The sequence below is a fragment of the Halopseudomonas sp. MFKK-1 genome (assembly GCF_027474385.1).
Classification (GTDB): Bacteria; Pseudomonadota; Gammaproteobacteria; order Pseudomonadales; family Pseudomonadaceae; genus Halopseudomonas; species Halopseudomonas aestusnigri.
In genome coordinates this window covers 273,036-299,023 of the sequence record NZ_CP114836.1, presented here as the reverse complement: position 1 = coordinate 299,023, position 25,988 = coordinate 273,036, and the positions used below count along the sequence as shown (strand labels likewise).

The 25,988-nt window shown below is 59.6% G+C and carries 23 protein-coding genes; 18 read left to right on the top strand and 5 right to left on the bottom strand.

The window, feature by feature from the left end; all coding sequences use genetic code 11:
* Nucleotides 1–5: 5 nt before the first annotated feature.
* Complete coding sequence (gene secA / locus O5O48_RS01350) at nt 6–2,747, top strand: preprotein translocase subunit SecA (RefSeq protein WP_269687948.1); 2,742 nt, start codon at nt 6–8, stop codon at nt 2,745–2,747.
* Nucleotides 2,748–2,973: 226 nt separating this feature from the next.
* Complete coding sequence (gene argJ, locus O5O48_RS01345; RefSeq protein WP_269687947.1) at nt 2,974–4,191, top strand: bifunctional glutamate N-acetyltransferase/amino-acid acetyltransferase ArgJ; 1,218 nt, start codon at nt 2,974–2,976, stop codon at nt 4,189–4,191.
* A 1-nt stretch (nt 4,192) separates the two neighbouring features.
* Here the strand turns inward: argJ and O5O48_RS01340 are convergent, their stop codons facing one another.
* The gene (locus O5O48_RS01340; protein ID WP_269687946.1) at nt 4,193–4,756 is read right to left on the bottom strand and encodes a GspH/FimT family pseudopilin; all 564 of its coding nucleotides are present in this window, start codon (nt 4,754–4,756) and stop codon (nt 4,193–4,195) included.
* Between the two features lie 120 nt (nt 4,757–4,876).
* Between O5O48_RS01340 and O5O48_RS01335 the strand changes: the two genes are divergently transcribed.
* The 6 genes from O5O48_RS01335 to O5O48_RS01310 are packed head-to-tail and all read left to right on the top strand — an operon-like array spanning nt 4,877 to nt 10,670.
* Nucleotides 4,877–5,323 carry a GspH/FimT family pseudopilin gene (locus O5O48_RS01335; protein WP_269687945.1) on the top strand — a complete coding sequence of 149 codons (447 nt, stop codon included), beginning with the start codon at nt 4,877–4,879 and terminating at the stop codon, nt 5,321–5,323.
* Nucleotides 5,320–5,844, top strand: coding sequence for a type IV pilus modification protein PilV (pilV, locus tag O5O48_RS01330; RefSeq protein ID WP_269687944.1), 525 nt, complete (start codon nt 5,320–5,322; stop codon nt 5,842–5,844). The genes O5O48_RS01335 and pilV overlap by 4 nt, the downstream gene beginning before the upstream one ends.
* Nucleotides 5,841–6,566: a PilW family protein gene (locus O5O48_RS01325; protein ID WP_269687943.1), complete on the top strand. Its 726-nt coding sequence runs from the start codon at nt 5,841–5,843 to the stop codon at nt 6,564–6,566. The genes pilV and O5O48_RS01325 overlap by 4 nt, the downstream gene beginning before the upstream one ends.
* 11 nt (nt 6,567–6,577) lie before the next feature.
* Nucleotides 6,578–7,096: a PilX N-terminal domain-containing pilus assembly protein gene (locus O5O48_RS01320; RefSeq protein WP_269687942.1), complete on the top strand. Its 519-nt coding sequence runs from the start codon at nt 6,578–6,580 to the stop codon at nt 7,094–7,096.
* A gap of 13 nt (nt 7,097–7,109) precedes the next feature.
* Nucleotides 7,110–10,286 carry a PilC/PilY family type IV pilus protein gene (locus O5O48_RS01315; protein WP_269687941.1) on the top strand — a complete coding sequence of 1,059 codons (3,177 nt, stop codon included), beginning with the start codon at nt 7,110–7,112 and terminating at the stop codon, nt 10,284–10,286.
* Between the two features lie 6 nt (nt 10,287–10,292).
* A complete protein-coding gene (locus tag O5O48_RS01310; protein WP_269687940.1) occupies nt 10,293–10,670 on the top strand; it encodes a type IV pilin protein in 378 nt (125 codons plus the stop codon).
* 18 nt (nt 10,671–10,688) lie between these two features.
* Here O5O48_RS01310 and trmA read toward each other — a convergent pair whose 3' ends face one another.
* Nucleotides 10,689–11,774, bottom strand: coding sequence for a tRNA (uridine(54)-C5)-methyltransferase TrmA (trmA, locus tag O5O48_RS01305; protein WP_269687939.1), 1,086 nt, complete (start codon nt 11,772–11,774; stop codon nt 10,689–10,691).
* On the bottom strand, nt 11,774–13,066 hold the full coding sequence (locus tag O5O48_RS01300; protein WP_228245801.1) for an NCS2 family permease: 1,293 nt from the start codon (nt 13,064–13,066) through the stop codon (nt 11,774–11,776). Before O5O48_RS01300 ends, trmA begins: the two co-directional genes overlap by 1 nt.
* A gap of 120 nt (nt 13,067–13,186) precedes the next feature.
* Here O5O48_RS01300 and O5O48_RS01295 point away from each other — a divergent pair, with 120 nt between their 5' ends.
* Complete coding sequence (locus O5O48_RS01295; protein ID WP_233049078.1) at nt 13,187–13,804, top strand: FKBP-type peptidyl-prolyl cis-trans isomerase; 618 nt, start codon at nt 13,187–13,189, stop codon at nt 13,802–13,804.
* 260 nt (nt 13,805–14,064) lie between these two features.
* Here O5O48_RS01295 and ispB read toward each other — a convergent pair whose 3' ends face one another.
* Entirely contained in the window at nt 14,065–15,033 is a 969-nt protein-coding gene (gene ispB, locus O5O48_RS01290) for an octaprenyl diphosphate synthase (RefSeq protein WP_269687938.1), read from the bottom strand.
* 254 nt (nt 15,034–15,287) lie between these two features.
* On the opposite strand from ispB, the gene rplU reads away from it, so the two are divergent.
* The 4 genes from rplU to proB all read left to right on the top strand — a co-directional run bounded on the left by rplU (nt 15,288) and on the right by proB (nt 18,390).
* Nucleotides 15,288–15,599: a 50S ribosomal protein L21 gene (rplU, locus tag O5O48_RS01285; RefSeq protein WP_088274864.1), complete on the top strand. Its 312-nt coding sequence runs from the start codon at nt 15,288–15,290 to the stop codon at nt 15,597–15,599.
* Between the two features lie 24 nt (nt 15,600–15,623).
* Nucleotides 15,624–15,881: a 50S ribosomal protein L27 gene (rpmA, locus tag O5O48_RS01280; protein ID WP_088274866.1), complete on the top strand. Its 258-nt coding sequence runs from the start codon at nt 15,624–15,626 to the stop codon at nt 15,879–15,881.
* A gap of 98 nt (nt 15,882–15,979) precedes the next feature.
* Nucleotides 15,980–17,185, top strand: coding sequence for an Obg family GTPase CgtA (gene cgtA, locus O5O48_RS01275; RefSeq protein ID WP_228245804.1), 1,206 nt, complete (start codon nt 15,980–15,982; stop codon nt 17,183–17,185).
* Nucleotides 17,186–17,271: 86 nt separating this feature from the next.
* Nucleotides 17,272–18,390, top strand: coding sequence for a glutamate 5-kinase (gene proB, locus O5O48_RS01270; RefSeq protein WP_088274922.1), 1,119 nt, complete (start codon nt 17,272–17,274; stop codon nt 18,388–18,390).
* A 689-nt stretch (nt 18,391–19,079) separates the two neighbouring features.
* Here proB and rpsT read toward each other — a convergent pair.
* Nucleotides 19,080–19,352, bottom strand: coding sequence for a 30S ribosomal protein S20 (gene rpsT, locus O5O48_RS01265; protein ID WP_083725310.1), 273 nt, complete (start codon nt 19,350–19,352; stop codon nt 19,080–19,082).
* Nucleotides 19,353–19,569: 217 nt separating this feature from the next.
* On the opposite strand from rpsT, the gene murJ reads away from it, so the two are divergent.
* The 5 genes from murJ to fkpB all read left to right on the top strand — a co-directional run bounded on the left by murJ (nt 19,570) and on the right by fkpB (nt 25,960).
* Entirely contained in the window at nt 19,570–21,147 is a 1,578-nt protein-coding gene (murJ, locus tag O5O48_RS01260) for a murein biosynthesis integral membrane protein MurJ (protein WP_269687937.1), read from the top strand.
* A gap of 70 nt (nt 21,148–21,217) precedes the next feature.
* On the top strand, nt 21,218–22,144 hold the full coding sequence (gene ribF / locus O5O48_RS01255) for a bifunctional riboflavin kinase/FAD synthetase (protein ID WP_233049082.1): 927 nt from the start codon (nt 21,218–21,220) through the stop codon (nt 22,142–22,144).
* A 23-nt stretch (nt 22,145–22,167) separates the two neighbouring features.
* Nucleotides 22,168–24,993, top strand: a complete 2,826-nt coding sequence (gene ileS, locus O5O48_RS01250) for an isoleucine--tRNA ligase (RefSeq protein ID WP_269687936.1) — start codon at nt 22,168–22,170, stop codon at nt 24,991–24,993.
* Nucleotides 24,986–25,483 (top strand): signal peptidase II, encoded by a 498-nt coding sequence (gene lspA, locus O5O48_RS01245; protein ID WP_228245808.1) that lies wholly within the window; start codon nt 24,986–24,988, stop codon nt 25,481–25,483. The genes ileS and lspA overlap by 8 nt, the downstream gene beginning before the upstream one ends.
* Nucleotides 25,484–25,528: 45 nt before the next feature.
* The gene (fkpB, locus tag O5O48_RS01240) at nt 25,529–25,960 is read left to right on the top strand and encodes an FKBP-type peptidyl-prolyl cis-trans isomerase (RefSeq protein ID WP_233049084.1); all 432 of its coding nucleotides are present in this window, start codon (nt 25,529–25,531) and stop codon (nt 25,958–25,960) included.
* The last annotated feature ends 28 nt before the right edge of the window (nt 25,961–25,988 follow it).

The window sequence follows — 25,988 nt, the reverse complement described above, 5'->3', positions numbered from 1 at the left end:
CGATTATGTTTGCGCCGTTAATGAAAAAGCTGTTTGGAAGCAAGAACGACCGTGAATTGAAGCGAATGGGTAAGGTTGTCGCTGCGATCAACGCCCTCGAAGAAAGCTTGAATGCACTGAGTGATGAACAGCTGAAGGCGAAAACAGACGAGTTCAAGCAGCGCCTGGCCGCTGGCGAGACGCTGGATGCGCTGTTGCCGGAAGCCTTCGCCGTCGTGCGTGAGGCTGGTAAACGTGTGATGGGCATGCGCCACTTTGATGTCCAGCTGATCGGCGGTATGGCACTGCACGAAGGCAAGATTGCCGAGATGAAAACCGGTGAGGGCAAGACCCTTGTTGCCACCTTGCCGGTTTATCTCAATGCGCTGGCCGGCAAGGGCGTTCATGTAGTGACGGTGAACGATTACCTTGCCAACCGTGACGCCAACACCATGCGTCCTTTGTACGAGTTCCTGGGCATGACCGTGGGCGTGGTCGTACCGATGCAGGACCCGGAGCACAAGCGCGCTGCCTATCGCTGTGATATTACCTACAGCACCAACAACGAGCTGGGCTTCGACTACCTGCGCGACAACATGGCGTTCCGGCTGGAAGACAAATTCCAGCGTGAGCCGTTCTTCGCAGTGGTGGACGAGGTCGACTCCATCCTGATCGACGAGGCGCGCACGCCGCTGATCATTTCCGGCCCGGCCGAAGACAGCTCGCGCATGTATGCCACCATCAATAAACTGATTCCCCTGCTCAAGCGCGGCAAGTTGCCGGAGGAAGGGGAAGAGGGCGTTGAAGGTCACTACCTGATTGATGAAAAGGCTCGTCAGGTTGAACTGACAGAAGAAGGCCACCAGTTTGTTGAGGAGCTGCTGGCACGTGAAGGCATGCTCAACGAGGGTGACAGCCTGTATGCGGCCCAGAACCTCGGCCTGCTGCATCACGTTCACTCGGGCCTGCGTGCGCATACCCTGTTCCATCGCAACGTCGAGTACATCGTGCAGAACAATCAGGTTCTGCTGGTTGATGAACACACCGGCCGCACCATGCCCGGCCGCCGCCTGTCCGAGGGTCTGCACCAGGCTATCGAAGCAAAGGAAGGGCTGCAGATCCAGGCCGAAAGCCAGACTCTGGCTTCCACTACCTTCCAGAACTACTTCCGGCTGTATCCCAAGCTGTCTGGCATGACCGGTACCGCTGACACCGAAGCGTTCGAATTTCGTCAGATCTATGGTCTCGACGTGCTTGTTATCCCGACCAACAAGCCGATGGTGCGCAAGGACTACAACGATCTCGTCTATCTCAGCATCGAGGAAAAGTTTGCCGCCATCGTTACCGACATCAAGCACTGCATGGAGCAAGGTCGCCCGGTGCTGGTGGGTACGGCATCCATTGAGTCGTCCGAGGTCGTAGCCAACCTGCTGACCCGCGAGAAGGTGCCGCACAAGGTTCTGAACGCCAAGTTCCACGAGAAGGAAGCGGAAATCGTTGCTCAGGCTGGCCGTCCCGGTGCCGTGACCATTGCTACCAACATGGCCGGTCGGGGTACCGACATCATTCTGGGTGGCAACTGGGAAGCGGAAGTGGCTGCACTGGAGAACCCGACCGAGCAGCAGATCGCCCAGATCAAGGACGAGTGGCAGCTGCGTCACCAGCAGGTACTTGAAGCCGGCGGTCTGCACATTATTGCCTGTGAGCGTCACGAGTCACGCCGTATCGATAATCAGCTGCGTGGTCGTGCGGGCCGTCAGGGTGACCCGGGGTCGAGCCGTTTCTACCTCTCGCTGGAAGATAACCTGATGCGCATCTTCGCCTCTGACCGGGTGAAGAACTTTATGAAAGCACTCGGGATGGAGAAGGGCGAGGCGATCGAACATCGCATGGTTACCAATGCCATCGAAAAGGCGCAGCGCAAGGTCGAAGGCCGCAACTTCGACATTCGCAAACAGCTGCTTGAGTACGACGACGTTGCCAATGAGCAGCGCAAGGTGATTTACGGTCAGCGTAACTCCATTCTGGCCAGCGAAAGTGTCGAAGAGACTATCAACGCGATTCGTCAGGATGTGGTCAATGATCTGGTCAGTGCACACATGCCGCCCGGCACCCTGCCGGAACAGTGGGATGTTGCGGGGCTGGAGCAGAGTATCGCTTCCGATCTGGGGCTGCACCTGACTATTCAGCAGTGGCTGGATGAGGATGAGCGCCTGAGCGAGCAGGGTGTTGCCGAGCGGGTACTGGAAGCGCTGGTTGCCGCTTACCGCGAGAAGGAAGAACTGGCTGGTGCCGAAGCGCTGCGTACCTTCGAGAAGCAGATGCTGCTGCGCGTACTGGACGACCTGTGGAAAGAACACCTGGCAACCATGGATCACCTGCGTCAGGGTATTCACCTGCGTGGCTATGCGCAGAAGAACCCCAAGCAGGAGTACAAGCGCGAAGCTTTCAATCTGTTCCAGGAAATGCTGGAAACGCTCAAGCGCGACACTATCCGCGTCCTCAGTCACGTCCAGGTTCGTCGCGAAGACCCGGCCGAGGAAGAGGCGCGGCTGCGCCGTCAGGCTGAAGAACTCCAGCGTCGCATGCAGTTCAAGCACGAGGAAGTGAACGCCGTTGCCGATGCTGCAGGGGATCAGGCTGGTGAACCGGAGCAGGCAGGTGCCGCCGCGCCCGTTACCCGTGAAGGCCCCAAGGTAGGCCGCAATGATTCCTGCCCATGTGGCTCCGGCAAGAAGTACAAACATTGCCACGGACAAATTAGCTGAGCCTTCGGCTCAGCAGCTTCAAGCCTTAAGCGGCAAGCTACAAGCAAAACCCGCGCGTTATCGAACCGCGCGGTGTTTGAGCCAATTAATAGCGGCAGAGTTTGCAAGAGTGCTTGACGGCTGCGCCGCCCGGCCTACCATTGCTTGCAGCTTGTAGGGGGCGGCCATCCGCCTTGCAGCTTGCAGCTTGCGGCTTCTATTTATCTCTTTTCTGGAGTTGTTGATCATGCCTGTCGGTCTTGGCCCGTTGCCTGTGCTGCACCCGGTTCCCGGTTTTCGTCTTGGTATTGCTTCTGCGGGCATCAAGCGAGTCGGTCGTAAGGACGTGGTCGTCATGGAGGCGGCAGAAGGCTCTGCGATTGCCGGCGTGTTCACGCTCAACGCGTTTTGCGCCGCACCGGTCACCCTCTGCCGTCAGCGCATGGGCAATGCTCCGCGGTATCTGCTGGTCAACACCGGCAACGCCAATGCCGGAACCGGCAAGCCCGGCATGGCGGCAGCCGAGCGCACCTGTGAGGCACTGGCCGGTCTGGCTGGCGTTTCGCCCGAGCAGGTTTTGCCGTTCAGCACCGGCGTGATTGGCGAGCTGCTGCCCGCCGACAAAATTATTCCGGTGCTGCCGGCAGCCCTCGAAAACCTGTCCGAAGATAACTGGGCGGTCGCTGCCGAAGGCATCATGACAACCGATACCCAGCCAAAAGGTTGCAGCCGGCAGATTCAGATCGGCGGTCAGACCGTGACCATCACCGGTATCTCCAAAGGCGCCGGGATGATTCGTCCAAACATGGCTACCATGCTGGGGTATGTTGCCACCGATGCGCCGGTTGCCCAGCCGGTACTGCAGGCGCTGCTGCGTGAAGCCGCAGATCTGTCGTTCAACCGTATCACCATCGACGGCGACACCAGCACCAACGACTCCTGCATGCTGATTGCGACCGGCAAGGCCGCCATTGCGCCGATCGACAGCACTGAGGCGGCGGGTTACGCCGAGCTGGCCGCAGCGATCAAGGACGTGCTGCTGGTGCTGGCCCAGGCCATCGTTCGTGATGGTGAGGGCGCAACCAAGTTTGTCACTGTTCAGGTCAACGGCGGCGGCAATCGCAACGAGTGCCTGGATGTCGCCTACGCTGTCGCCCACTCGCCCTTGATCAAGACTGCGCTGTTTGCCTCTGACCCGAACTGGGGGCGTATTCTGGCGGCCGTAGGCTATGCCGGCGTACCGGAACTGGATGTCGAGAAAATAGACGTCTACCTGGATGATGTCTGCATTACCCGTCAGGGTGGCCGCGCGCCAGAGTACGTTGAAGAGCAAGGTGCCCGCGTCATGGCGCAGGAAGAAATCACCATCCGTATCGAGCTCGGTCGTGGCGACGTCAGCGAGACGCTGTGGACCACGGATCTGTCCCACGAATACGTGCGGATCAACGCCGAGTACCGCACCTGAGCTAATCGTCTCCCGCGCAGGTGTCAGCTGTCAGGTGCGCCGACTCGCTGCGTAATCTGCCTACCCGGTTGATGACCAGTCGTCGACCGGGTCGGGTCAGATCTGCCGGGCACAGGTGCAGCGTGCCGGCAAGAAAACCGCCATCCAGTCGTTCCGATTCTCCCAGCGGGTTGTAGCGCAGGTAACGGGCCAGCTCTCCGGTAGCACTGATCTCCGCCAGGCCGGCGGCATGATCCTCCTGCAGAAGCTGTTCCTCGGTATCAGGCAGACCGTTGCGGTTCTCATCTACGTATACCCGCCAGCCGGCGTTCCAGTCGCCGTCCGTCGGTGCCATCACCACCGCCACATTGCCCGAGATCGCCGTCTCACGTGCCAGACGAATACTGGTGGTCAGCCGGTCGGCCGCGCCATCGAGCCGACGTTGCTCAATCAGCCGGCCAAGTGATGGCGTGCCCAGGCTTATAAACAGGCCGAGGAGCGTGATTGCGACCAGCAGCTCGATCAGACTCAGGCCAATGTTGCGCCTCCGTCTGGCGTCGCGGGTTACTTTTGTATTGGTTTTCATACCTGTCATCCAGATGATTTGACCGGTCATCGTCCGGGTCGCGACGTTGACCTTCGCCCTTTTTATAGTGCAGGTCGTACTAGGAGGGTTCTTTGGATGAAATGTGTGAAGGGTTTCACCTTGATTGAACTATTGATCGCCCTGGTTGTGGCTGGCGTGATCCTCGGGCTAGCAGTACCGAGCATGCGCACCATGATGGCGAACAGCTCACTCAGGGCAACCACCGCCGACTTGGCATCAGCGCTGGGGGCGGCAAGAATGCAGGCCCTCAGCATGCGCGCCGACGTGACCGTCAGTCCTGCCGCAGGAGGCTGGGGAAATGGCTGGACTATCGATTACCCCGCCTCATCCAGCGAGCAGGATAAAACCTATACGCCTGAGGATGGTGTAACGGTTGATCGTGAGGATGATTCAGCCGGCCTGACTTTTTCGGCTCAGGGCGGTATTGCGGGTGGCAGTGCCGAGTTCTCTGTGTGCTCGGCAGATGCCAGCCCGGTAAAGGGATTCACTCTTGAACTGTCCTTTCTGGGCAAAGTGACCCAAACGGAGAAGGGAGATTGCCCATGAATTGCGCAGCCGTTAATGCGCGCCGTCAGCGCGGAGTCGGAATGCTCGAGGTGCTGGTTGCCTTGCTCATCGTCGCGTTCGGTGCGTTGGGCTATGCCGGCCTGCAACTGACAGCGCTGCGCAATAGCAGTGATGCCAATGATCGTGCCCACGCCGCGATGATTGCCCAGGACGCGATTGAACGCATCAAGGCCAATCCGGCTGAAGCGGAGTATTACGCCAACTCTACCAATTGGCCCGAGAGTGCGGTTGGTGAGAACGGAGGGCCTGATGACTGGAAGGGCTGCATGACCAGTATCTGCGAATCCGATGAAATGGCCATCTGGGATATCAAGCAACTGGTCTGGGCTGCATCGTTCAGTTTGCCCAGCGGGCGAGTGATGGCGCTGGATTGTGCATTCAACTCGCTGGGTTGTGTGGTTGTCAGCTGGGAAGATCAGGAGCCGTCTCAGTGCATCAGTAATACCGGTATCAATACCGCAGATGACAGCAAGTGTCTGGTCATGGAGATATCACTATGAAGCGCATCCAGACGGGCTTCGGGCTTATCGAATTGATGATCGCGCTGGTGCTTGGGTTGATTGCCAGCGGTGTGGCCCTGCAGTTGCTGCTGGTGAACAACCAGACCTTTGCCCACCAGCGGATAGTCTCCTCGCTGGAAGAAAACGGTCAACTGCTGCTGCGTTACATGATGTCGGACATTCGCCAGGCAGGTCGTGGCACGTCCACGGACGGTACCATCGCGCCGGTCATTATGGATACCGCATTACCTGTTCACTCCACCGATGGTGCCAGCGGGGCTAATGACGAACTGGTCATACGCTACTTCGGTGTGCGCGACTGCCAGGGCACGGGTAACGGTACCGAGCAGGACATCACCAACCACTACTTCGTCAGCGATCAGGGTGTGCTGTCCTGTAAAGGAAGCCTTACCGCCGGGACAGCAGCAGCGGAGTTGATGGAAGGTGTCGAAAGCTTTCAGGTGCAGTACGGCATTGATACCGATAGAAACGGCGAGCCCAACGTGACGCAATATGTGAATGCCGGTGGGCAGGGCAGCAACCCGATTGTAGCCATCCGCTTTGCCATCCTGCTTGCCAGTGATGGCAACGCCCAGGTTGATGCAGCAGCATCAGCCTTCTACTTGGCAGATCAGGTGATCAGCGTCGCAGCTGATGCGCGCCTGAGAAAGGTCTTCGGCTCAACAGTGATGATCCGCAACTACGACTGGGATGGTGTTTGATGGCAGTGGCAATGAAGGTTCAGACGCAGCGCGGTGTGGCGTTGGTGATAGCGCTACTTGTGCTGCTGATGGTGTCTGTGCTCGGGCTGTCGGCCATGCGCGCCAGCGTCTTTTCGGCCAAGGTGGCTACCGGGGTGCAGTCAGATGTGATGACGTTCGAGGCTGCAGAGAACGCGATTGTCAGTACATACGACGCACTGACGGCACTGGATAATGAGCAACTATATGCCGCCGTAGATGGCAAGCCGGCAGAATACTGCATGAAGTCATCCGGGATAGCCGAAGGCGCCTGCGGCACTACCGACGCCATGGACGTTCGTGGGCTGCTGAAGTCCGGTTCGTTCAGCTACCTCGACGGCTTTAGCCCTATTGCCGGCTCGCAGGTCAGCTCTACTGGTGGTGCAGGGATATTTGTGGACTATCGGATAAACATGCTGGGTGAAAGCGAGATGGCGACCTACCGCATCGAAAACCATCACCTGCAGGAAACGCTCAAGCGCGGTATCAAACCCGGCGCTGAGATCAATTAGGGAGAGCGTGCACATGATCAATCTGAAAACAGTATTGCGCACCCGACTGCTGGCATGCTGCCTGGGTCTGGTAATCCCGGTGTTCGCCAACGCGGACGACACTGAGATTTATTTCGCCCGAGCAAATGCGGCGAATGAACAGAATACCCCGAAAGCCAACGTGCTGATTATGCTGGATACGTCCGGTTCGATGCGTAATTGCCGTACCGGGTCGGGAAGTAACTGGTGTAGCGATATCCAGAACCGGCGAATCACGCTGTTGCATGAAGCGATGAAGCAGATCATTGCTGACGCGCCAAATACGGTGGAAATCGGTTTTGGGCGTTTGCGTGGTAGTTCCGGTGGGCAGATTCTATTGCCGGTAATGCCGGTTAACGATTTGACCAGACCTTACTTCCTGACTGCGCTAAATTCGATTAACGGGGGTCAGGATAGCGCTTACCCCAGTAGTAACGCGCAGCCATCAGGCAGCACGCCCACAGCGCTTGCTTTTGATGATATGGCAGACTACATGCTGGGTCGCAGAAACAGGACAGGGGTTTCTTACTCCAACTCCGGCAAGGTGTGTGTAAGTAATGCGCCAGATGAGGAGGTCTGTAGAGACGTTGTCCAGACAGATATCGTTCAGGTTGACTCTTGTGATACCTCCGATCCGGCCTGCAACGCCAGTTATGTTTGGAATACGGTGCCGTCCTGTGACCTCAATCAGTCGACCTGTCGACTGACCAGCTATCGCAGCGTCGACTGGTGCGATACTAATTTACCAAACTGTTATCGGGAGCGTCCGTGGTGGTCTTGGAGTTACCGTTATTACCAAGCGGATTATCAGCAGCGCACTACCATTTATGAGCTAACCGTCCAAACCACGGTGCAGGTTTGTGAAACGGTTGAGGGTGGCTGCGACGAGGAGCGCGCTGTAGTTAACGGTAACAACTTTGTATCACCTGTTAACTCCGCTAATCAGTGCGAGTCGAACCACATTATCCTGTTTACCGACGGTACTCCCTCTGGCGATGATCCTGAGGATGTTGGGCTCGTCAGTTGTGGCAGGAACTCTTACGAGTGTCAGGTGCGAATTGCATCTTATCTGAACTCAAACGGCAACAGTCTGAATACTCCCATCAAGACCCATAATATTGGTTTGTATATGGGGGACAGTACGCTGACCAATATGAAAACCGTGTCAGCTGCCGGCGGCGGTGAGACCTACGACTCTGACAGCGCAGAAACCCTGCTGGAAGCTTTCCAGGAAACCCTGGATCTGATCGACGAAGACGCGCGCTCCATCTCGGCGCCGGGCGTGGCCGTGAACGCCATGAACCGTTTCCAGCATCTGGATCAGCTGTATTACTCCGTATTTCAGCCCTTTGAAAGTAGTTACTGGAACGGCAACCTGAAGCGCTATCAAGTCGTGGACGGCGAGATTCGCGGTCAGAATGGCTATGCGGTCGATCCGGCTACCGGGTATTTCCGTACCGGCTCCCAGAGCATGTGGAGCTCAATGATCGATGGCCCTGATGTTACCAAGGGCGGCGCGCGCGAGCAGGTGGGCACGCGTAACCTGTTCTACACAACTTCCTTAGGCGGTGACCTGCAGGAAATGAACTGGGGAAGCACCAGCGTACCCAGCAACGCCCAGCTTGGTTTGGCTGCCAATGCCACCGCCGCGCAGCGTACTGCGCTGCTGAACGAACTCAAGACCATGTGGGGTGATCCGCTGCACAGCGTTCCTGTTATGGTCAATTACGGTGAGGACGCGGAAAACAACTACGTATTCGTCTCGACCAATGGCGGCATGCTGCATGCAATTGATACCGAAGACGGGTCAGAAGCCTTTGCCTTTATGCCGTACGAGATTCTGCAGAAGGCCAATCTCTACACTACCAGCCGTCCTCCGCTAAGGGTAAACAATACTCGTCAGACCTATGGGTTGGACGGCAGCTGGGTCGCCTGGCGCAAGGGTGGTGCCAACGCGATGGCTGAGCCGGAGTTCGTCTACCTGTATGGTGGCATGCGTCGCGGCGGGCGGAACTACTATGCTCTGGATGTGACCGACCCGACTGATCCTGAGATGCTCTGGCAGGTGAACAATAGCTCGGAGGACCTTGCCGGCCTTGGCCAGACCTGGTCGACTCCGACCTTGACCAGTGTGCCCGATGGCAGTGGCAGCGAGGTGCCTATTATTGTGGTCGGTGGTGGTTACAGCCCGAACGACCACGACAACTATTCTGCCCTCTCTACCGGTGACGAGATGGGCAATATGGTCTACTTCCTCAATGCGCGCACCGGCGAGGTTGTGTGGTCAGCTGGTGGCCGAAACGATGCCGTCAAAACCGTCAACAGCATGAAGTGGGCTGTACCCAGCAGTATCGCCGTGGTCGACATTGATTTTGATGGCGTTGCCGATCATATGTATTACGGCGACCTTGGTGGCCAGGTTTTCCGTATCACTATCGAAGATGATGGTGATCATGGGGTTGAGCGAATCGCCAACCTCGGCGGGAACACAGGCTCGACCCGCAGGCGCTTCTATGAAGCTCCGGCTGTCGGCCTGGTCAAGGCCAACACAGGGAACGAGCTTTATGTCGTTATCGGTTCCGGATACCGGGCTCATCCCCTGGACGAAACGACTACCGACGGTGTGTTCGTGATCAGGGACAGGACTGCTTTGAATCCCAGTGCTACCCAGGCGGAAGCGACCATCAGTAATCTGACCAATGTAACGGCTGGTGGCACGCCGCTGACAACTCAGCGCGGCTGGTATTACACCTTTGCCGAGACAGGTGAAAAGGCACTGGCGTCGCCGATTATTTTCAATAACCGGATTCTGTTTACCACCTATGCACCAACGGTAGATCAGGAGTACGACAACCCCTGTGCTGTCCGGTATGGGCGTTCCTACTTGCATACCGTTAATCTCCTGACCGCCCGCCCAGCGGCCCTGTCGGATGACTTGCCAACACCAACGTCTCGCAGCCAGGCGCTGGAACAGTCAACGCCTGCACCAACGCCAACCCTCCTGGTTGACGATCAGGGAAGGGTGATTACCATCGTGGGTACTGAAGTCGTAGGCGAAGGCGCGCTGGGTGATCCGCGTCTGCGCAAGCGTCGCTGGATGCAGTTGCCGCCGGACGAGGCAAATACTATCCGCGAGGAGCATTCAGTGCAGGACACAGAGGGTGGGGAGTAAGTGAGCGTGCAAGTGATATCTCGCAAAAGCAGGGGTTTCACCCTGATAGAAGTGATGATTGTGGTCGTGATCATCGGACTGCTGGCGGCTATTGCCTACCCTTCCTACACGGCATACGTCGAGCGCGGGTTGCAGCGTGAGGCGCAGGGGCAGATTGTGGAACTGGCCAGTGCGCTGGAGCGCTACCGCAGCAAGAACTTCTCCTATGGGGGGGCAACGGTTGCTGCGCTGGCCCCGGAGCTCAACGCAAACGTCAATTACGGGGTGCAGCTCACTATTCCGGCGGGTAACCAGACCTACCGAATTGTGGCGACTCCGAGGGGGCGGATGGCTGGCACCGATACGCTCACGTGGGACAGCGACGGCACGGCGTCCTGGGAATAGGTGGCATGCCCGGAGCGCCTAGCGGCGCTCCAGCAATACCCCTGATTCCATGTGATGGGTATAAGGGAATTGATCGAACAGGGCGCACCGCACTACGCGGTGCGTTTTTGTAAGTTCCTGCAGGTTTTCGGCAAGCGTTTCAGGGTTGCAGGAAATGTACAGGATGCGGCGGTAGCCTTTCACCTGTTCCAGTGTGGCCGGGTCGAGGCCGGCGCGCGGCGGGTCGACGAATACGGTGCCGAACTCGAAACCGCTCAGGTCGATGCCCTGAAGGCGGCGGAATGGGCGCACGCCGGTCAGGGCCTGGGTGACCTCTTCGCTGGCCAGGCGGACCAGTGTGACGTTTTCCACAGCGTTGATCTGCAGGTTTTCCTGAGCCGCACGAACCGAGCTTTTTGCCAGTTCGGTCGCCAGTACTCGGCGGAAGCGGGTGGACAGCGGCAATGTGAAGTTGCCGTTGCCGCAGTACAGTTCGAGCAGATCGTCGTCGTTTTCACCTGCGGCATCCAGGGCCCAGCTCAGCATGTGCTGGTTCACTTCGCCGTTGGGCTGGGTGAAGCCCCCTTCGATTTGCTGGTAATGCCACTGGCGACCGGCCACCTCCAATGTTTCCGTCACATGATCCGTCTGCAGTACGCGCTTCTGGCCGCGGCTGCGGCCGATCAGCTGCACTCCCAGTTGCTCGGCCAGTGCCGTGGCTGGTGCGTCCCAGCTGTCATCCAGCGGGCGGTGGTAACACAGAGTAATCAGTGCCTGGTCAGACAGGGTGGTCAGAAACTCGATCTGAAACAGCTTGCGGCCGAGCACGGGATCAGCCTTGCAGGCTTCGAGCAGCGGCATCATTAACGCGTTGATGCGGCGGCTGGCGATAGGCAGTTGCTCGATCAGGATCGGGCTGCGCTTGTCTCCCTGCTCGAACATGGCGTAATAAGGCACCCCGGCTTCGTACCAGAGACGAAACTCGGCGCGCAGGCGGAAGTGCTCCCGTGCCGACTCAAACACGTCAGGCTCGGGGGCGCTGAAGGGCGCGAGCAATGCCTTGAGGCGCTCACGCTTTTCGTTGAGTTGCGCGTCGTACTGCTCGGGCTGGAATGCGGTGCTCATCAGTTAAACAGCGCCAGTTTGATCACGAACAGCCCCGCCAGGATATACAGGCTGGGGTTCAGGTCACGCCAGCGTCCGGCCAGGACCTTGATCAGCGTCCAGCTGATAAAGCCCAGGGCGATACCGTTGGCGATCGAGAAGGTCAGCGGCATGGCCAGTGCGGTGACCACGACTGGGGCCGCCTCGGTCAGGTCATCCCAGTTGATCTGCACCAGGCCGTGGGTCATCAGCACGGCGACGAACAGCAGCGCTGGTGCAGTCGCGTAGCCCGGTACCGCGGTGGCCAGTGGCGAGAAGAACATGCTGAGCAGAAACAGCAGGGCGACCACGCATGCGGTCAGGCCGGTGCGGCCGCCCGCGCTGATACCGGCAGTAGATTCGATGTAGCTGGTGGTGGTGGATGTGCCAAGCGCGGCGCCGGCCATGGTGGCGGTGCTGTCGGCCATCAGTGCGCGGCCCAGGCGCGGCATCTTGCCGTCCGGCTCGACCAGGTTTGCCTTCTGTGCGACACCGATCAGGGTGCCTGAGGTGTCAAACAGGTCAACGAACAGGAAGGCGAAGATCACGCTAAGCAAGCCGACTTCCAGGGCGCCCTTGATGTCCAGTTCAAGGAAGGTGGGTTTCAGGCTGGGTGGCGCGGAGACGATGCCGTTAATGTGGCTCAGGCCAATGATGAAGCTGATGGCCGTGATCAGCAGAATGCCGATCATCACGGCCCCGGTGACCTTGCGATAGGCCAGGGCCACAATCACTGCAAAGCCTGCGGCAGCGAGCAGCGGTTCGGGTTTGCTCAGGTCGCCCAGAGCTACCAGGGTTGCCGGGTGATCAACGACCAGGCCCGCACTTTTCAGCGCGATCAGTGCCAAAAACAGGCCGATACCGGCGGCAATCGCCGAGCGCAGCGGCAGCGGGATGCTGTTGATGATCCACTCGCGGATGCGGAACAGGCTGAGCAGGAAGAACAGAAAACCGGAGAGAAAGACGGCGCCCAGCGCTACCTGCCAGCTGTAGCCCATCGAGCCGACAACGGTATAGCTGAAAAAGGCATTCAGGCCCATGCCGGGGGCCAGTGCAATCGGGTAGTTGGCCCAGAGCCCCATGACCAGGGAGCCGATGGCTGCAGCCAGACAGGTCGCCACAAAGGCAGCACCGGGGTCAATGCCGGCGTCGGCCATCATCATCGGATTGACGAAGATGATGTAAGCCATGGTCAGGAAGGTAGTGACGCCGGCAAGTACTTCGGTGCGTACGTTGCTACCGTTTTCGCGCAGTTTGAACAGTTTTTCCAGCATGAGAGGCGGCTTTCCGGTCAGGAGGGCAGAAAGCGACGCATTGTAGCGGATTCGCGGCACCGGGTGAATTTTTGCCGACAATGTGTCAGGCTTGTCGGCCATTTTTTGCGGAGGCTCCCCATGAGCAACATGATTGATACCGACGAGAAACGCGTCAGCTACGGCATCGGCCGTCAGATGGGCGAGCAACTGCTGGCCAGCAATATTCCCGATCTGGCGTTGGAGCTGGTTGCGGCCGGCCTGAAGGACGCTTTCCAGCAGCAGCCCAGCCAGGTGCCTGAGGCAGAGCTGCAGGCGGCGTTCCAGGTGCTGCAGGGCAAGATGCAGGCCGCTGCTGAAGCCGCTGCGGCGCAAGCTGCACAGGCCGGCGTTGATTTCCTGGCCGAGAATGCCAAGCGTGAGGGTGTCATTACCCTGGAATCCGGTCTGCAGTACGAGGTTGTTACCGCCGGTACGGGTGCAACGCCGGACGCCAGTTCAACTGTTCGCACTCACTACGAAGGCACGCTGATTTCCGGTGAGGTCTTCGACAGCTCCTACAAGCGCGGTCAGCCGGCCGAATTCCCGGTTGGCGGTGTCATCGCTGGTTGGACCGAAGCCCTGCAACTGATGCAGGAAGGTGCCAAGTGGCGTCTGTATATCCCGTCCGAGCTGGCCTATGGTGCTCGTGGCGCGGGTAACAGCATTCCGCCGCACAGCGCGCTGATTTTCGATATCGAGCTGATCAAGGTTCTCTGATCGGTCTGCACGCGGTTCCGCGTCCAACCCGTTGCCGGACGCGCGCCTAACCCCGATCCCTGCGCAGGGTCACGGCATGCCGTGACCGTAGGGCGGTAGCCGTGGGTGTCGGTACATCTGTTGGTTTATATGCGGCCGGTTTGCGGACGCGACATGTCGCGTCCCTACAGATGCATCGTATGACCACGGCACGCCGTGACCGGGCCACCCCGCCGGGTTTCAGGTGTGGCGCCCTCTGCACGGAGAGGGCCTGAAATTGCTTAGAAGCTGCGCTTGACTGCGAAACGCGCCAGTTGCTCCAGGGCGTCGCGGTAGGTTGATGCCGGCAGGGCGTCGAGCAGCGCGACGGCGCGATCAGCGTGCTCCTGCGCGAGGCGTGCGGTGTAATCCAGGGCGCCACAGTCGGTAACCGCTGCACGGATCGGCGCGATTTCGTCCGTACCACCCTTTTGAATGGCGCTCCGTACCAGCGCGGCCTGTTCGGCGCTGCCGTTGCGCATCGTATAGATCAGCGGCAGCGTGGGCTTGCCTTCAGCCAGATCGTCGCCAACGTTTTTGCCCATCTCGGCGGCGTCACCGCTGTAATCCAGCAGGTCGTCCATCAGCTGGAATGCGATGCCGAGGGCGTCGCCATACTGGCGCAAGGCTTCGGTCTGTTCGCTGCTTGCCTTGCTGAGAATGGCGGCGCTGTGGCACGCGGCTTCAAACAGCATGGCAGTCTTGCTGCGGATGACTTCCATGTAGGTGGCTTCGTCGGTATTGGCGTCGCGCACCTTGGAAAGCTGCAGTACCTCGCCTTCGGCAATCACGTTGGTCGCGTTGGCAAGGATGCGCATGACGTCCAGCTCGCCGAGGGCAACCATCATCTCGAAGGCTCGCGAATAGAGGAAGTCGCCGACCAGTACGCTCGGCGCGTTGCCCCAGAGGGCATTGGCGGTGGAGCGTCCGCGGCGCATGTCTGAGGTGTCCACCACGTCGTCATGCAGCAGGGTGGCGGTATGCAGGAATTCAATGATGGTTGCCAGCTTGTGCTGGTCCGGACCGTGCGCATCGCAGGCTCTGGCGCTGAGCAACACCACCAGGGGGCGCAGACGTTTGCCGCCGGCGCTGATGATGTAATGGCCGATCTTTTCCACGAGGGGTACCCGGGAGTGCAGTTGGTCCAGGATCAGCTGGTTGACCGCAGCAAAGTCTCCGGCGACCGGCTCGTAGAAAGGCAACGTGCTCATTGATTGCAGAATTCCAGAAAAGGTTCCGCGGCATGCTAGGTTGCGGGCCCCAAGCTGTCAAGGAACGCGGGTTTTGCGCGCATTGTGGTACTTGCTTAATGTCGGACGGTTGAGTAAAATCCGCGCCCTGAGATAAAGCATCCCTGTTTTGACAATGGCAAGGTCGATTTCGATAGGCGAAGTCACTTGCAGCCATGCCAGCCAATAACCATTCCTCTAAAGCGCTGGGTGAGCAGGATTACGGAGAAAGCAACATGTACGCAGTCATTGTTACCGGCGGCAAGCAATACAAGGTCGCTGAAGGCGAGTTCCTGAAAGTAGAGAAACTGGACGCTGAAACCGGCGCCACCATCGAGTTTGACAAGGTTCTGCTGGTTGCAAACGGCGACGACGTCAAGATCGGTGCTCCGGTTGTTGAGGGTGCCAAGGTGACTGCAGAAGTCAGCGCGCACGGTCGTGGCGACAAAGTTCGCATCATCAAGTTCCGTCGCCGCAAGCACCACATGAAGCGTCAGGGCCACCGTCAGTGGTACACCGAAATCAAGATCACCGGCATCTCTGCCTAAGCTGATTCAGGAGAGTAAAGACTCATGGCACACAAAAAAGCAGGCGGTTCCACGCGTAACGGCCGCGATTCAGAATCCAAACGACTTGGTGTGAAAATGTACGGTGGCCAGGCCATCGTTCCGGGCAACATCATTGTTCGCCAGCGTGGCACCGAGTTCCATCCCGGCAAGAACGTCGGCATGGGCAAGGATCACACTCTGTTCGCCAAGGTCGAAGGTGTGGTCAAGTTTGAAGTCAAAGGCAAGTTCGGTCGTCGTTACGTCAGTGTCGTAACCGCCTGATAAGCCCCAGCTTCTGAAAAGCCCTGTCTTGCGACGGGGCTTTTTTGTTTGTAGCGTATCTTTTCCAATAGCCCGTCCCGCCTGGGAAGGGGAGATAAATGAAATTTGTTGATGAGGTAGCCATTACGGTCAAGGCCGGTGATGGTGGTAATGGCTGCATGAGCTTCCGTCGCGAGAAGTTCATTCCCAAGGGTGGTCCGGATGGTGGAGACGGCGGTGACGGCGGCTCTATCTACCTTGAGGCTGATCCCAATCTGAATACGCTGGTCGACTACCGCTATACGCGCCGCTTCAATGCGCAGCGTGGCGAGAATGGTCGCGGCAGTGACTGTACTGGCGCCAAGGGTGAGGACATGGTTCTCCCTGTGCCGGTTGGTACTACCGTGATTGATGCGGGGACCCAGGAAATCATTGGTGACCTGACCGAGGCTGGTCAGCGTCTGCTGGTAGCGCAGGGTGGTTTCCATGGTCTGGGTAATACCCGGTTCAAGTCCAGCGTGAATCGGGCGCCGCGTCAGACTACGCAGGGTTCGCTGGGCGAGCTGCGTGATCTGAAGCTGGAGCTCAAGGTGCTGGCGGACGTGGGTTTGCTGGGTCTGCCGAACGCGGGCAAGAGTACCTTTATTCGCTCGGTTTCTGCGGCCAAGCCGAAGGTGGCTGATTATCCGTTTACCACCATGGTGCCGAATCTGGGTGTGGTCGATGTTGGGCAGCTGCGCAGCTTCGTGATCGCGGACATTCCGGGTGTTATTGCCGGTGCTGCCGATGGTGCGGGTTTGGGGACGCGTTTCCTCAAGCACTTGTCGCGTACGCGCCTGTTGCTGCATCTGGTCGATATGGCGCCGCTGGATCAGTCCGATCCGGTGGAAGCGGTCGAAACCATTATTCACGAGCTGGGCAAGTTCAGTCCATCGCTGACCCTGCGTGAGCGCTGGCTGGTGCTGAACAAGTGCGATCAACTGCTGGAAGACGAGCAGCAGGCGATCCTGGATGATGTGGTCGAGCGTCTGGAGTGGGAAGGTCCGGTTTACGTTATTTCCGCCTCCGAGCGTCTGGGTACTGCGGAGTTGGCCAAGGATGTAATGAACTGGCTCGATGAGCGTGAGCATCGTCTGGTCGAGGATGAGGAATACGCTGCCGAGATGGCTGAGCTGGATCAGCGTATCGAGGATGAGGCGCGTGCCCACATCCAGGATCTGGATGATCGTCGCGCGCTGCGCAAGCAGGGTATTTCGGCGGATGATCTGGATGATGACGACGACGAGGATGACGAGGACGGTCCGGAGATCTTCTACGTCCACTGATTGCTTCGAGTTGTCAGGTGAAGAGTTCCGTGGCGGCCGCCGCTGCTGCCGCGGTTTGTCTTTGGCATTTTGTTGATGGGATCAGCATGCGTGAAAAGGTAACCGGGGCCCGTCGCTGGGTGGTCAAGATTGGCAGTGCGCTGCTGACCGGCGATGGACGTGGTCTCGATCAGGCGGCGATGGCGGTATGGGTTGAGCAATTGGCGGCATTGCGTGCCTCCGGTGCGCAAGTGGTATTGGTGTCTTCCGGTGCGGTTGCGGCCGGTATGAGTCGTCTTGGTTGGTCCGAGCGACCGAAGACGACTCATGACCTGCAGGCGGCTGCTGCCATCGGGCAGATGGGGTTGGTGCAGGCCTGGGAGTCAAGCTTTCAGCGTCACGGGCTGTCGACTGCCCAGATTCTGCTGACCCATGACGATTTATCTGATCGCAAGCGTTACCTGAATGCGCGCAGCACCTTGCGTGCGTTGCTGGACCTGGGCGTTATTCCGGTTATCAACGAAAACGACACGGTGATCACTGACGAGATCCGCTTCGGCGATAACGACACCTTGGGTGCGCTGGTAACCAACCTGGTCGAGGCGGACCTGCTGGTTATCCTGACGGATCGCGACGGCCTGTTCACTGCTGATCCGCGCAGCAATCCGAGTGCCGAGCTGGTGTCGTCGGCGATGGCTGACGATCCGGCGCTGGATGCGATGGCGGGTGGCAGTTCCGGTGCGCTTGGTCGGGGCGGTATGGCGACCAAGCTGCGAGCTGCGCGCCTGGCGGCTCGTTCCGGCGCTGCGACTGTAATTGTTGGCGGACGCATTGAGCGGGTGATTGATCGTCTGCATGCGGGAGAATCGCTCGGCACGTTGCTGCTGTCGGAGAAAGGCATGCTTGCAGCGCGCAAGCAGTGGCTGGCCGGGCATTTGCAGACGCGTGGTCGCCTGTTGCTGGATGCGGGTGCGGTCAGGGCGTTGCGTTCCGGCAGAACCAGTCTGTTGCCGGTCGGTGTGACCGCAGTTGAGGGTGGTTTCCGCCGTGGTGAGATGGTGGTCTGCGTGGGGCCTGACGGGCGCGAGGTGGCGCGCGGGCTGGCCAATTACGCGGCGCAGGATGCGGCGCGTATCGCCGGTAAGTCGACCGATGAGATCGCCGGCATCCTCGGTTACATCGACGATCCGGAGATGGTGCACAAGGACAATCTGGTCCTGGTGTGACCGGTGCGGCCACGGCATGCCGTGGCTCTGCATGGCTCAAGTCGTGCTGGTGCATGATATGGCGCGGCTGGATGTGTAACTCATTTGCTCGGCTAGTAGCCATCACCCGTCATTTAGTCACCACCCGTCATTCCTGCGCAGGCAGGAATCCAGTGATGCGTCAGAGTACGTATGAATCCTCGCCTGCGCGAGGATGACGGGGTGGCAGGGGCGTCAGGCAGTCGTAGGGCCACGACATGTCGCGGCGGCACTCGCGCACGGACCTGCTCCTGCACTTGCACCCGCACCAACCAACAGTGCACCAATAGCCTTCATTCCTGCACAGGCAGGAATCCAGTGATGCGTCAGGGCGGGTATGAATCCTCGCCTGCGCGAGGATGACGGGGTGGCAGGGGCGTCGGGCAGTCGTAGGGTCGCGACATGTCGCGGCGGCACTCGCGCACGGACCTGCACTTGCACCTGCGCCTGCATCAACCAGCAGTGCACCAATAGCCCGTCATTCTGCGCAGGCAGGAATCCAGTGATGCGTCAGAGTACGTATGGATCCTCGCCTGCGCGAGGATGACGGGGTGGTGGGGTGTTGGGCGGTCGTAGGGGCGCGACATGTCGCGGCCGCAATATTGCGTATTTTCTGCGGGCACAAAAAAACCGGCCAGGGCCGGTTTTTTCATTCAGCAAGAACAGCGGTATCAGGCGGCTTCAGCCATGGCCTTGATGTGCGCGTTCAGGCGGCTCTTGTGGCGAGCGGCCTTGTTCTTGTTGATGATGCCTTTGTCAGCCATGCGGTCGATGACCGGAACAGCAGCGGTGTAGGCTGCCTTGGCTTTGTCGAGGTCCTTGGCATCAATCGCCTTGACGACGTTTTTGATGTAGGTACGGACCATGGAGCGCAGGCTTGCATTGTGGTTGCGGCGCTTCTCGGCCTGCTTGGCGCGTTTCTTGGCTTGAGGTGAGTTGGCCACCGTCTTGCTCCTCAGAAAATCTGGATGAATTAGGTACAAACAAGGCCGCGTACTATGCCGCCGGTCTTGCCGATTGTCAAGCCTGTATGGGCTTGCTTGAACGGCTGTGTTGACCGGTGGTCACAGTGGCCGATGGGGCAGCATTTTACACACGTGCGGCCTGACAAGGGCAAGTGCGCGCCGCTATGATGGCGCTTTTATTTTGGTGCCATATTTCATGTCTCAACCTGCTGCTCCTGAACCTGCTGCACCCAAGGCACCAAGCCTGCTCAGATCCGGCCTTGTGGTCAGCGTCATGACGCTGCTGTCGCGGGTGCTGGGCATGGTGCGGGACATCGTGGTCGCCGCCTATTTCGGTTCGCAGTCCGAAGCGGATGCGTTCTTTATTGCATTCAAGATTCCCAATTTTCTGCGTCGCCTGTTTGCCGAGGGAGCCTTTGCCCAGGCCTTCGTGCCGGTGCTCTCGGAGTATCGCACCAAGTTCACCCTTTCCGAGGTCAGGCAACTGGTTGACCGCGTGACCGGGACCCTCGGTCTGACGCTGGCCGGGATCACTGCGCTCGGGGTTGCCGGCGCGCCCGTCATCATCACCCTGTTTGCGCCTGGTTTTCATGGTGATGACGCCAAGCTGGCGCTGGCGACCGACATGCTGCGCATCACCTTTCCCTATCTGTTTCTGATTTCGCTGACAGCGCTGTGTGGGTCGATCCTCAACAGTTATGGTCGGTTCGCGGTTCCGGCGTTTACGCCGGTACTGCTGAACGTCTGCATGATCGGCGCGACCCTGTTCCTTACACCGTATTTCGCACAACCGATCATGGCGCTGGCCTGGGGCGTGTTTATCGCGGGTGTTGCCCAGCTGCTGTTTCAGTTGCCGTTTCTGGCGCAGATCAAGTTGCTGCCGGTGCCGCGGCCCAATCGCCGTGATCCGGGCGTAAAGCGCATCATGACGCTGATGGTGCCGGCGCTGTTCGGCGTGTCGGTCAGCCAGATCAACCTGTTGCTGGATACCGTGCTGGCGTCCTTTCTGCAGACCGGCAGCATTTCCTGGCTGTATTACGCCGATCGGCTGTCGGAGCTGCCGCTGGGTGCATTCGGTATTGCCATCGGTACGGTCATTCTACCGGCGCTGTCGCGCCAGCATGCCGGTGACGACCTCAAGGCATTCGGTCGCACGCTGGACTGGGCGGTACGCATGGTCCTGCTGGTCGGTGTGCCCGCCGCGCTCGCGCTGCTGTTGCTGGCCGAACCGCTGATTGCCACGCTGTTTCATTATGGTGCGATGACCGGCGATGACGTCAGCCAGTCGGCCGCTGCACTGCGAGCCTATTCCGTTGGTGTGATGACCTTCATGCTGATCAAGGTCCTGGCCCCTGGCTACTTTGCCCGCCAGGACACGAAAACGCCGGTGCGCATCGCCATTATCTGCATGGTCTCCAATATGGGGCTCAACCTGCTGCTGATCTGGCCGCTGCAGCACGTGGGCCTTGCGCTTGCCACATCGCTGTCCGCGCTGCTCAATGCCGGGCTGCTCTGGTGGGGGTTGCGCCGTGATGGTGTCTACCACGCGCAGCCGGGTTGGACGCGCTTTGCCCTCAGACTGTTTGCGGCAACCGCCGCGATGGCGGCGCTGCTATTGTGGATGGTGCCTGCAACGGCTGATTGGCTGGCGTGGGGCTGGCAGCGCAAGGCCTGGGAGATGACGTTGCTGGTGGTGGGCGGCATGGTGGTCTACCTCGGCATACTGTTTGCGCTGGGCCTGCGAATGCGTGACCTGCGCGGGGCACGGGGTTGAACGGCATGACGCGCAACCCCGCAAGCCTGTATACTGCGGCGTTTCGATTGACCCACCACTGACGAGCATTATGGAACTGGTCCGCGGTTTACATAACCTGCGGCCCCGGCACCGGGGCTGCGTCGCCACTATCGGCAATTTCGATGGTGTACATGTTGGACATCAGGCCATTCTGGCGCGCCTGCGTGCGCACTCCGAACGTCTCGGGCTGCCCGGCTGTGTCGTGATTTTCGAGCCGCAGCCGCGCGAGTTCTTCGCGCCTGATGCTGCACCGCCGCGGCTGACCCGCTTGCGCGAGAAGCTGACCCTGCTGCAGCACAACGGGGTGGACCGTGTGCTGTGCCTGGCGTTCAATCGCAGGCTGCGCGAGCTTAGTGCCGAGCAGTTTGTGCAACAGGTACTGATTGATGGTCTGGGGGTTCGCCACCTTGAAGTTGGCGACGACTTCCGGTTTGGCTGTGACCGTTCCGGCGATTTTGCCTTCCTGCAACAAAGCGGGATTGCGCACGGGTTTACCGTTGAGGCCGCCAACACGGTCGCCGAGAGTGGCGAGCGGATCAGCAGCAGCCGCCTGCGCCAGGTATTGGCCGAGGGCGATTTTATTCTCGCCTCGCTGTTGCTTGGTCGCCCGTTCAGCATTACCGGGCGTGTGGTTTACGGGCAACAGCTGGGACGTACCATAGGTGCGCCGACCGCCAATGTTCAGCTCAAGCGGGTCAATCCGCCGCTGCACGGCGTATACCGCGTCAGCGTTGAGCTGGATGGTGTGGTGCTCAAGGGCGTGGCCAATATCGGCAAGCGCCCCTCGGTCAGCGGGGATGGCAAGGCGCACCTGGAGGTGCACCTGTTTGATTTTTCCGGCGATCTGTATGGTCGCCGGCTGACCGTCGTTTTTCACCAGAAGTTGCGGGACGAAAAGCGTTTCGACTCGCTGGACGCATTGCAGGCGGCGATCAAGGCCGATTTTGCTGCCGCCAGGGCCCAGTGGGGTCTGTAAATTTTTCGAGAGCCTGATAGAAAATGACCGACTACAAAGCGACATTGAATCTGCCCGCCACGGATTTTCCGATGAAGGCCGGGCTGCCGAACCGCGAACCGGAGACGCTCAAGCGTCTGGACGGCCTGTACCAGCGGATTCGGGAAGTCAGCCAGGGGCGTCCGCAGTTTGTCCTGCACGATGGCCCCCCGTACGCCAACGGCGTTATTCATATCGGTCATGCACTCAACAAGATCATCAAGGACATGATCGTCCGTTCCAAGACCCTGTCGGGCTTCGATGCGCCCTACGTGCCGGGTTGGGACTGTCACGGTCTGCCGATCGAGCACAAGGTGGAAACGACCCACGGCAAGCACCTGCCGGCCGATCAGGTGCGCGCGCTATGCCGCGAATATGCCGGCGAGCAGGTTGCGCTGCAGAAGGCCGACTTCATTCGTCTGGGCGTGCTGGGTGACTGGGACAATCCCTACCTGACCATGAACTATGCCAACGAGGCGGGCGAGATTCGCGCGCTGGGCCGCATGGTCGAGCAGGGCGTAGTGTTCAAGGGTCTCAAGCCGGTCAACTGGTGCTTTGACTGTGGCTCGGCGCTGGCCGAGGCCGAGGTCGAGTATCAGGACAAGAAGTCCGAAGCCATTGATGTTGCCTTCTCGGTCGAGGATGCCGACAAGCTGGCGGCGGCCTTCGGTCTGGATGCGCTGCCCAAGCCGGCAGCCATGGTCATCTGGACCACAACACCCTGGACCATTCCTGCCAACCAGGCGCTGAATGCCCACCCCGAATTCAATTACGCGCTGGTTGATACCGGTGAGCGCCTGCTGGTGCTTGCCGAGGATCTGGTTGCCGACTGTCTGGCGCGCTATGGCCTGGAAGGCCAGGTGCTCGCTACCACCGCCGGTGCGTCGCTTGAACTGATCAACTTCCGTCACCCGCTGTATGACCGCCTGTCGCCGGTTTACTTGGCTGACTATGTCGAGCTGGACGCCGGTACCGGTATCGTTCACTCGGCTCCGGCCTATGGTGAAGACGACTTCCGCACCTGCAAGCAGTACGGCATGCACAACGATGACATCCTCAGCCCGGTGCAGAGCAACGGTGTCTACGTTCAGGATTTGCCGTTCTTCGGTAGCCAGTTTATCTGGAAGGCCAACCCGGCCATCGTCGCCAAGCTGGAGGAAGTGGGTGCCCTGCTCAAGCATCAGACCATCCAGCACAGCTACATGCATTGCTGGCGCCACAAGACGCCGCTGATCTACCGTGCTACCGCCCAGTGGTTCGTCGGCATGGATGTGCCGGTCGCCGATGGCGAGACCCTGCGCGAGCGCGCGCTCAGGGCCATTGAAGAGACCGACTTTGTTCCTGGCTGGGGCAAGCAGCGCCTGCACAATATGATTGCCGGCCGCCCGGACTGGTGTATCTCCCGTCAGCGTAACTGGGGCGTGCCGATCCCGTTCTTCCTGCATCGCGAGTCGGGCGAACTGCATCCGCGCACCGTCGAGCTGATCGAGCAGGTTGCCCAGCGCGTGGAGCAGCAGGGGATCGATGCCTGGTTCAATCTGGATGCGGCCGAACTGCTGGGCGATGAAGCAGCCCAGTACGAAAAGATCAGCGATACCCTGGATGTCTGGTTCGACTCCGGAACCACCCACTGGCATGTTATGCGCGGCTCGCACCCGATGGGCCACGATCAGGGGCCGCGCGCCGACCTGTATCTGGAAGGCTCCGACCAGCACCGCGGCTGGTTCCACTCGTCGCTGCTGACCGGTTGTGCGATCGACGGTCATGCGCCTTATCGTGGCCTGCTGACGCACGGTTTCACGGTCGACGAGAAGGGCCGCAAGATGTCCAAGTCGCTGGGTAACACCATCGCGCCGCAGAAGGTCAACGACACCCTGGGTGCCGACATTCTGCGTCTGTGGGTGTCTTCGACCGATTACACCGCTGAAATCGCTGTGTCGGATCAGATCCTTCAGCGCAGCGCTGATGCCTACCGCCGTATCCGCAATACTGCGCGCTTCCTGCTGTCCAACCTGAGCGGCTTTGATCCGGCGACCGACGCCCTGCCGGCCGAGCAAATGCTGGATCTGGATCGCTGGGCCGTTGACCGTGCCCTGCTGCTGCAGCAGGAGATTGTCGAGGCCTATGAAACCTATCGCTTCTGGAATGTTTACCAGAAGGTGCACAACTTCTGTGTGCAGGAGCTGGGCGGCTTCTATCTCGATATCATCAAGGACCGTCAGTACACCACCCAGGCGAACAGCGTCGCGCGTCGCTCCTGTCAGACTGCGCTGTATCACATCGCCGAGGCGCTGGTGCGCTGGGTTGCGCCAATCCTGTGCTTCACCGCCGAGGAGCTTTGGCAGTACCTGCCGGGCGAGCGCAGCGAGTCGGTCATGCTCACCACCTGGTACGAAGGGCTTGAGGCGCTGCCGGAAGGGCAGGCGCTGGGTCGCGACTTCTGGGCCCAGGTCATGGGCGTGAAGGAGGCGGTCAACAAGGAAATGGAAAATCTGCGCAATGCCAAGGTACTGCGTGGCAACCTGGAAGCCGAAGTCACCCTCTACGCCGATGACAGCCTGCGCGCCGCGCTGGCCCAGCTGGGCGATGAGCTGCGCTTTGTGCTGATTACCTCGCAGGCTACCCTGGCACCGCTGGCCGAGGCGGGCGAGCAGGCGGTAGAAACCGAGGTTCCAGGCCTGAAGCTGCAGATCGTCAAGTCAGGCGCTGCCAAGTGTGCACGCTGCTGGCACCTGCGCGCCGACGTCGGCAGCCACGCCGCTCACCCGGACATCTGTGGCCGCTGCGTCGAGAACATCGAAGGCGCCGGTGAGGTACGCAAGCATGCCTGATGTCCGCAAGGGCAGTCTGATCTGGCTGGTGCTGTCGGCGCTGGTCATTGTGCTCGATCAGTTGACCAAATGGGTGGCTGTGTCGGAGCTGCAGCTGTATCAGCAGGTGCCGATCATCGATGACCTGTTCAGCTTCACCCTGGCCTACAACACCGGTGCCGCGTTCAGCTTTCTGGCCGACGCCAGTGGCTGGCAGCGCTGGCTGTTTGCCGTCATCGCAGTCGTTGTGAGCATAGTGCTGTGCGTCTGGCTGGCGCGTCTGGATCGCAGCAAAAAGCTTGAAGCCATCGCGTTGGCACTGATTCTGGGTGGCGCCATCGGCAACCTGTACGATCGGGTGATTCACGGCAAGGTGACCGACTTCATTCTGGTGCACTGGCAGCAGAGCTGGTTCTTCCCGGCCTTCAATATTGCCGACAGTGCGATTACCGTCGGTGCGGCATTGCTGCTGTTCGACATGTTTTTCGGCAGGAAGCCGGAGCAAAATTGATCGATGGCCCGCGCAAGCGGGCCCGGCTTTCCAGGCGAGATTCCCATGACAGAAACACGTATTGGTCACGAGTCCGAAGTAACCCTGCACTTTACCCTCAAGCTGCCCAATGGCGACGTGGTCGATACCACCACCGACAAGCAGCCAGCTACCTTCAAGGTGGGTGACGGCAGTCTGTTGCCCGGTTTTGAGCAGGTGCTGTTCGGTCTCAAGGCCGGTGACTGCCGCAGTTTCGAGATCGAGCCCGAGCGCGGTTTCGGGCCGGGCAATGAGCAGAATATCCAGACCATAGCCCGCGATCAGTTTGACGAAATGGAGCTGGAGCCGGGGCTGCTGGTGATCTTTGCCGACGCCGCCGGCGGCGAGTTGCCGGGTGTGGTCAAGCAGGTGCATGATTCGGTGGTCGAGGTCGACTTCAATCATCCGCTGGCCGGCAAGGTCATCACCTTTGATGTCGAGATCGTCGACGTCCGCTGAGCGCGTCAGCTCTCGGCCCATTCTTTCG

Bases quoted from the DNA above. Each gene is read 5' to 3' on its own strand.
- ileS (WP_269687936.1), top strand. From the start codon at position 22,168: ATGACCGACTACAAAGCGACATTGAATCTGCCCGCCACGGATTTTCCG.
- argJ (WP_269687947.1), top strand. From the start codon at position 2,974: ATGCCTGTCGGTCTTGGCCCGTTGCCTGTGCTGCACCCGGTTCCCGGT.
- ispB (WP_269687938.1), bottom strand. From the start codon at position 15,033: ATGAGCACGTTGCCTTTCTACGAGCCGGTCGCCGGAGACTTTGCTGCG.
- cgtA (WP_228245804.1), top strand. From the start codon at position 15,980: ATGAAATTTGTTGATGAGGTAGCCATTACGGTCAAGGCCGGTGATGGT.
- secA (WP_269687948.1), top strand. From the start codon at position 6: ATGTTTGCGCCGTTAATGAAAAAGCTGTTTGGAAGCAAGAACGACCGT.
- O5O48_RS01340 (WP_269687946.1), bottom strand. From the start codon at position 4,756: ATGAAAACCAATACAAAAGTAACCCGCGACGCCAGACGGAGGCGCAAC.
- trmA (WP_269687939.1), bottom strand. From the start codon at position 11,774: ATGAGCACCGCATTCCAGCCCGAGCAGTACGACGCGCAACTCAACGAA.
- O5O48_RS01300 (WP_228245801.1), bottom strand. From the start codon at position 13,066: ATGCTGGAAAAACTGTTCAAACTGCGCGAAAACGGTAGCAACGTACGC.
- rpmA (WP_088274866.1), top strand. From the start codon at position 15,624: ATGGCACACAAAAAAGCAGGCGGTTCCACGCGTAACGGCCGCGATTCA.
- proB (WP_088274922.1), top strand. From the start codon at position 17,272: ATGCGTGAAAAGGTAACCGGGGCCCGTCGCTGGGTGGTCAAGATTGGC.
- fkpB (WP_233049084.1), top strand. From the start codon at position 25,529: ATGACAGAAACACGTATTGGTCACGAGTCCGAAGTAACCCTGCACTTT.
- O5O48_RS01315 (WP_269687941.1), top strand. From the start codon at position 7,110: ATGATCAATCTGAAAACAGTATTGCGCACCCGACTGCTGGCATGCTGC.
- ribF (WP_233049082.1), top strand. From the start codon at position 21,218: ATGGAACTGGTCCGCGGTTTACATAACCTGCGGCCCCGGCACCGGGGC.
- O5O48_RS01325 (WP_269687943.1), top strand. From the start codon at position 5,841: ATGAAGCGCATCCAGACGGGCTTCGGGCTTATCGAATTGATGATCGCG.
- pilV (WP_269687944.1), top strand. From the start codon at position 5,320: ATGAATTGCGCAGCCGTTAATGCGCGCCGTCAGCGCGGAGTCGGAATG.
- murJ (WP_269687937.1), top strand. From the start codon at position 19,570: ATGTCTCAACCTGCTGCTCCTGAACCTGCTGCACCCAAGGCACCAAGC.
- O5O48_RS01320 (WP_269687942.1), top strand. From the start codon at position 6,578: ATGAAGGTTCAGACGCAGCGCGGTGTGGCGTTGGTGATAGCGCTACTT.
- lspA (WP_228245808.1), top strand. From the start codon at position 24,986: ATGCCTGATGTCCGCAAGGGCAGTCTGATCTGGCTGGTGCTGTCGGCG.
- rplU (WP_088274864.1), top strand. From the start codon at position 15,288: ATGTACGCAGTCATTGTTACCGGCGGCAAGCAATACAAGGTCGCTGAA.
- O5O48_RS01295 (WP_233049078.1), top strand. From the start codon at position 13,187: ATGAGCAACATGATTGATACCGACGAGAAACGCGTCAGCTACGGCATC.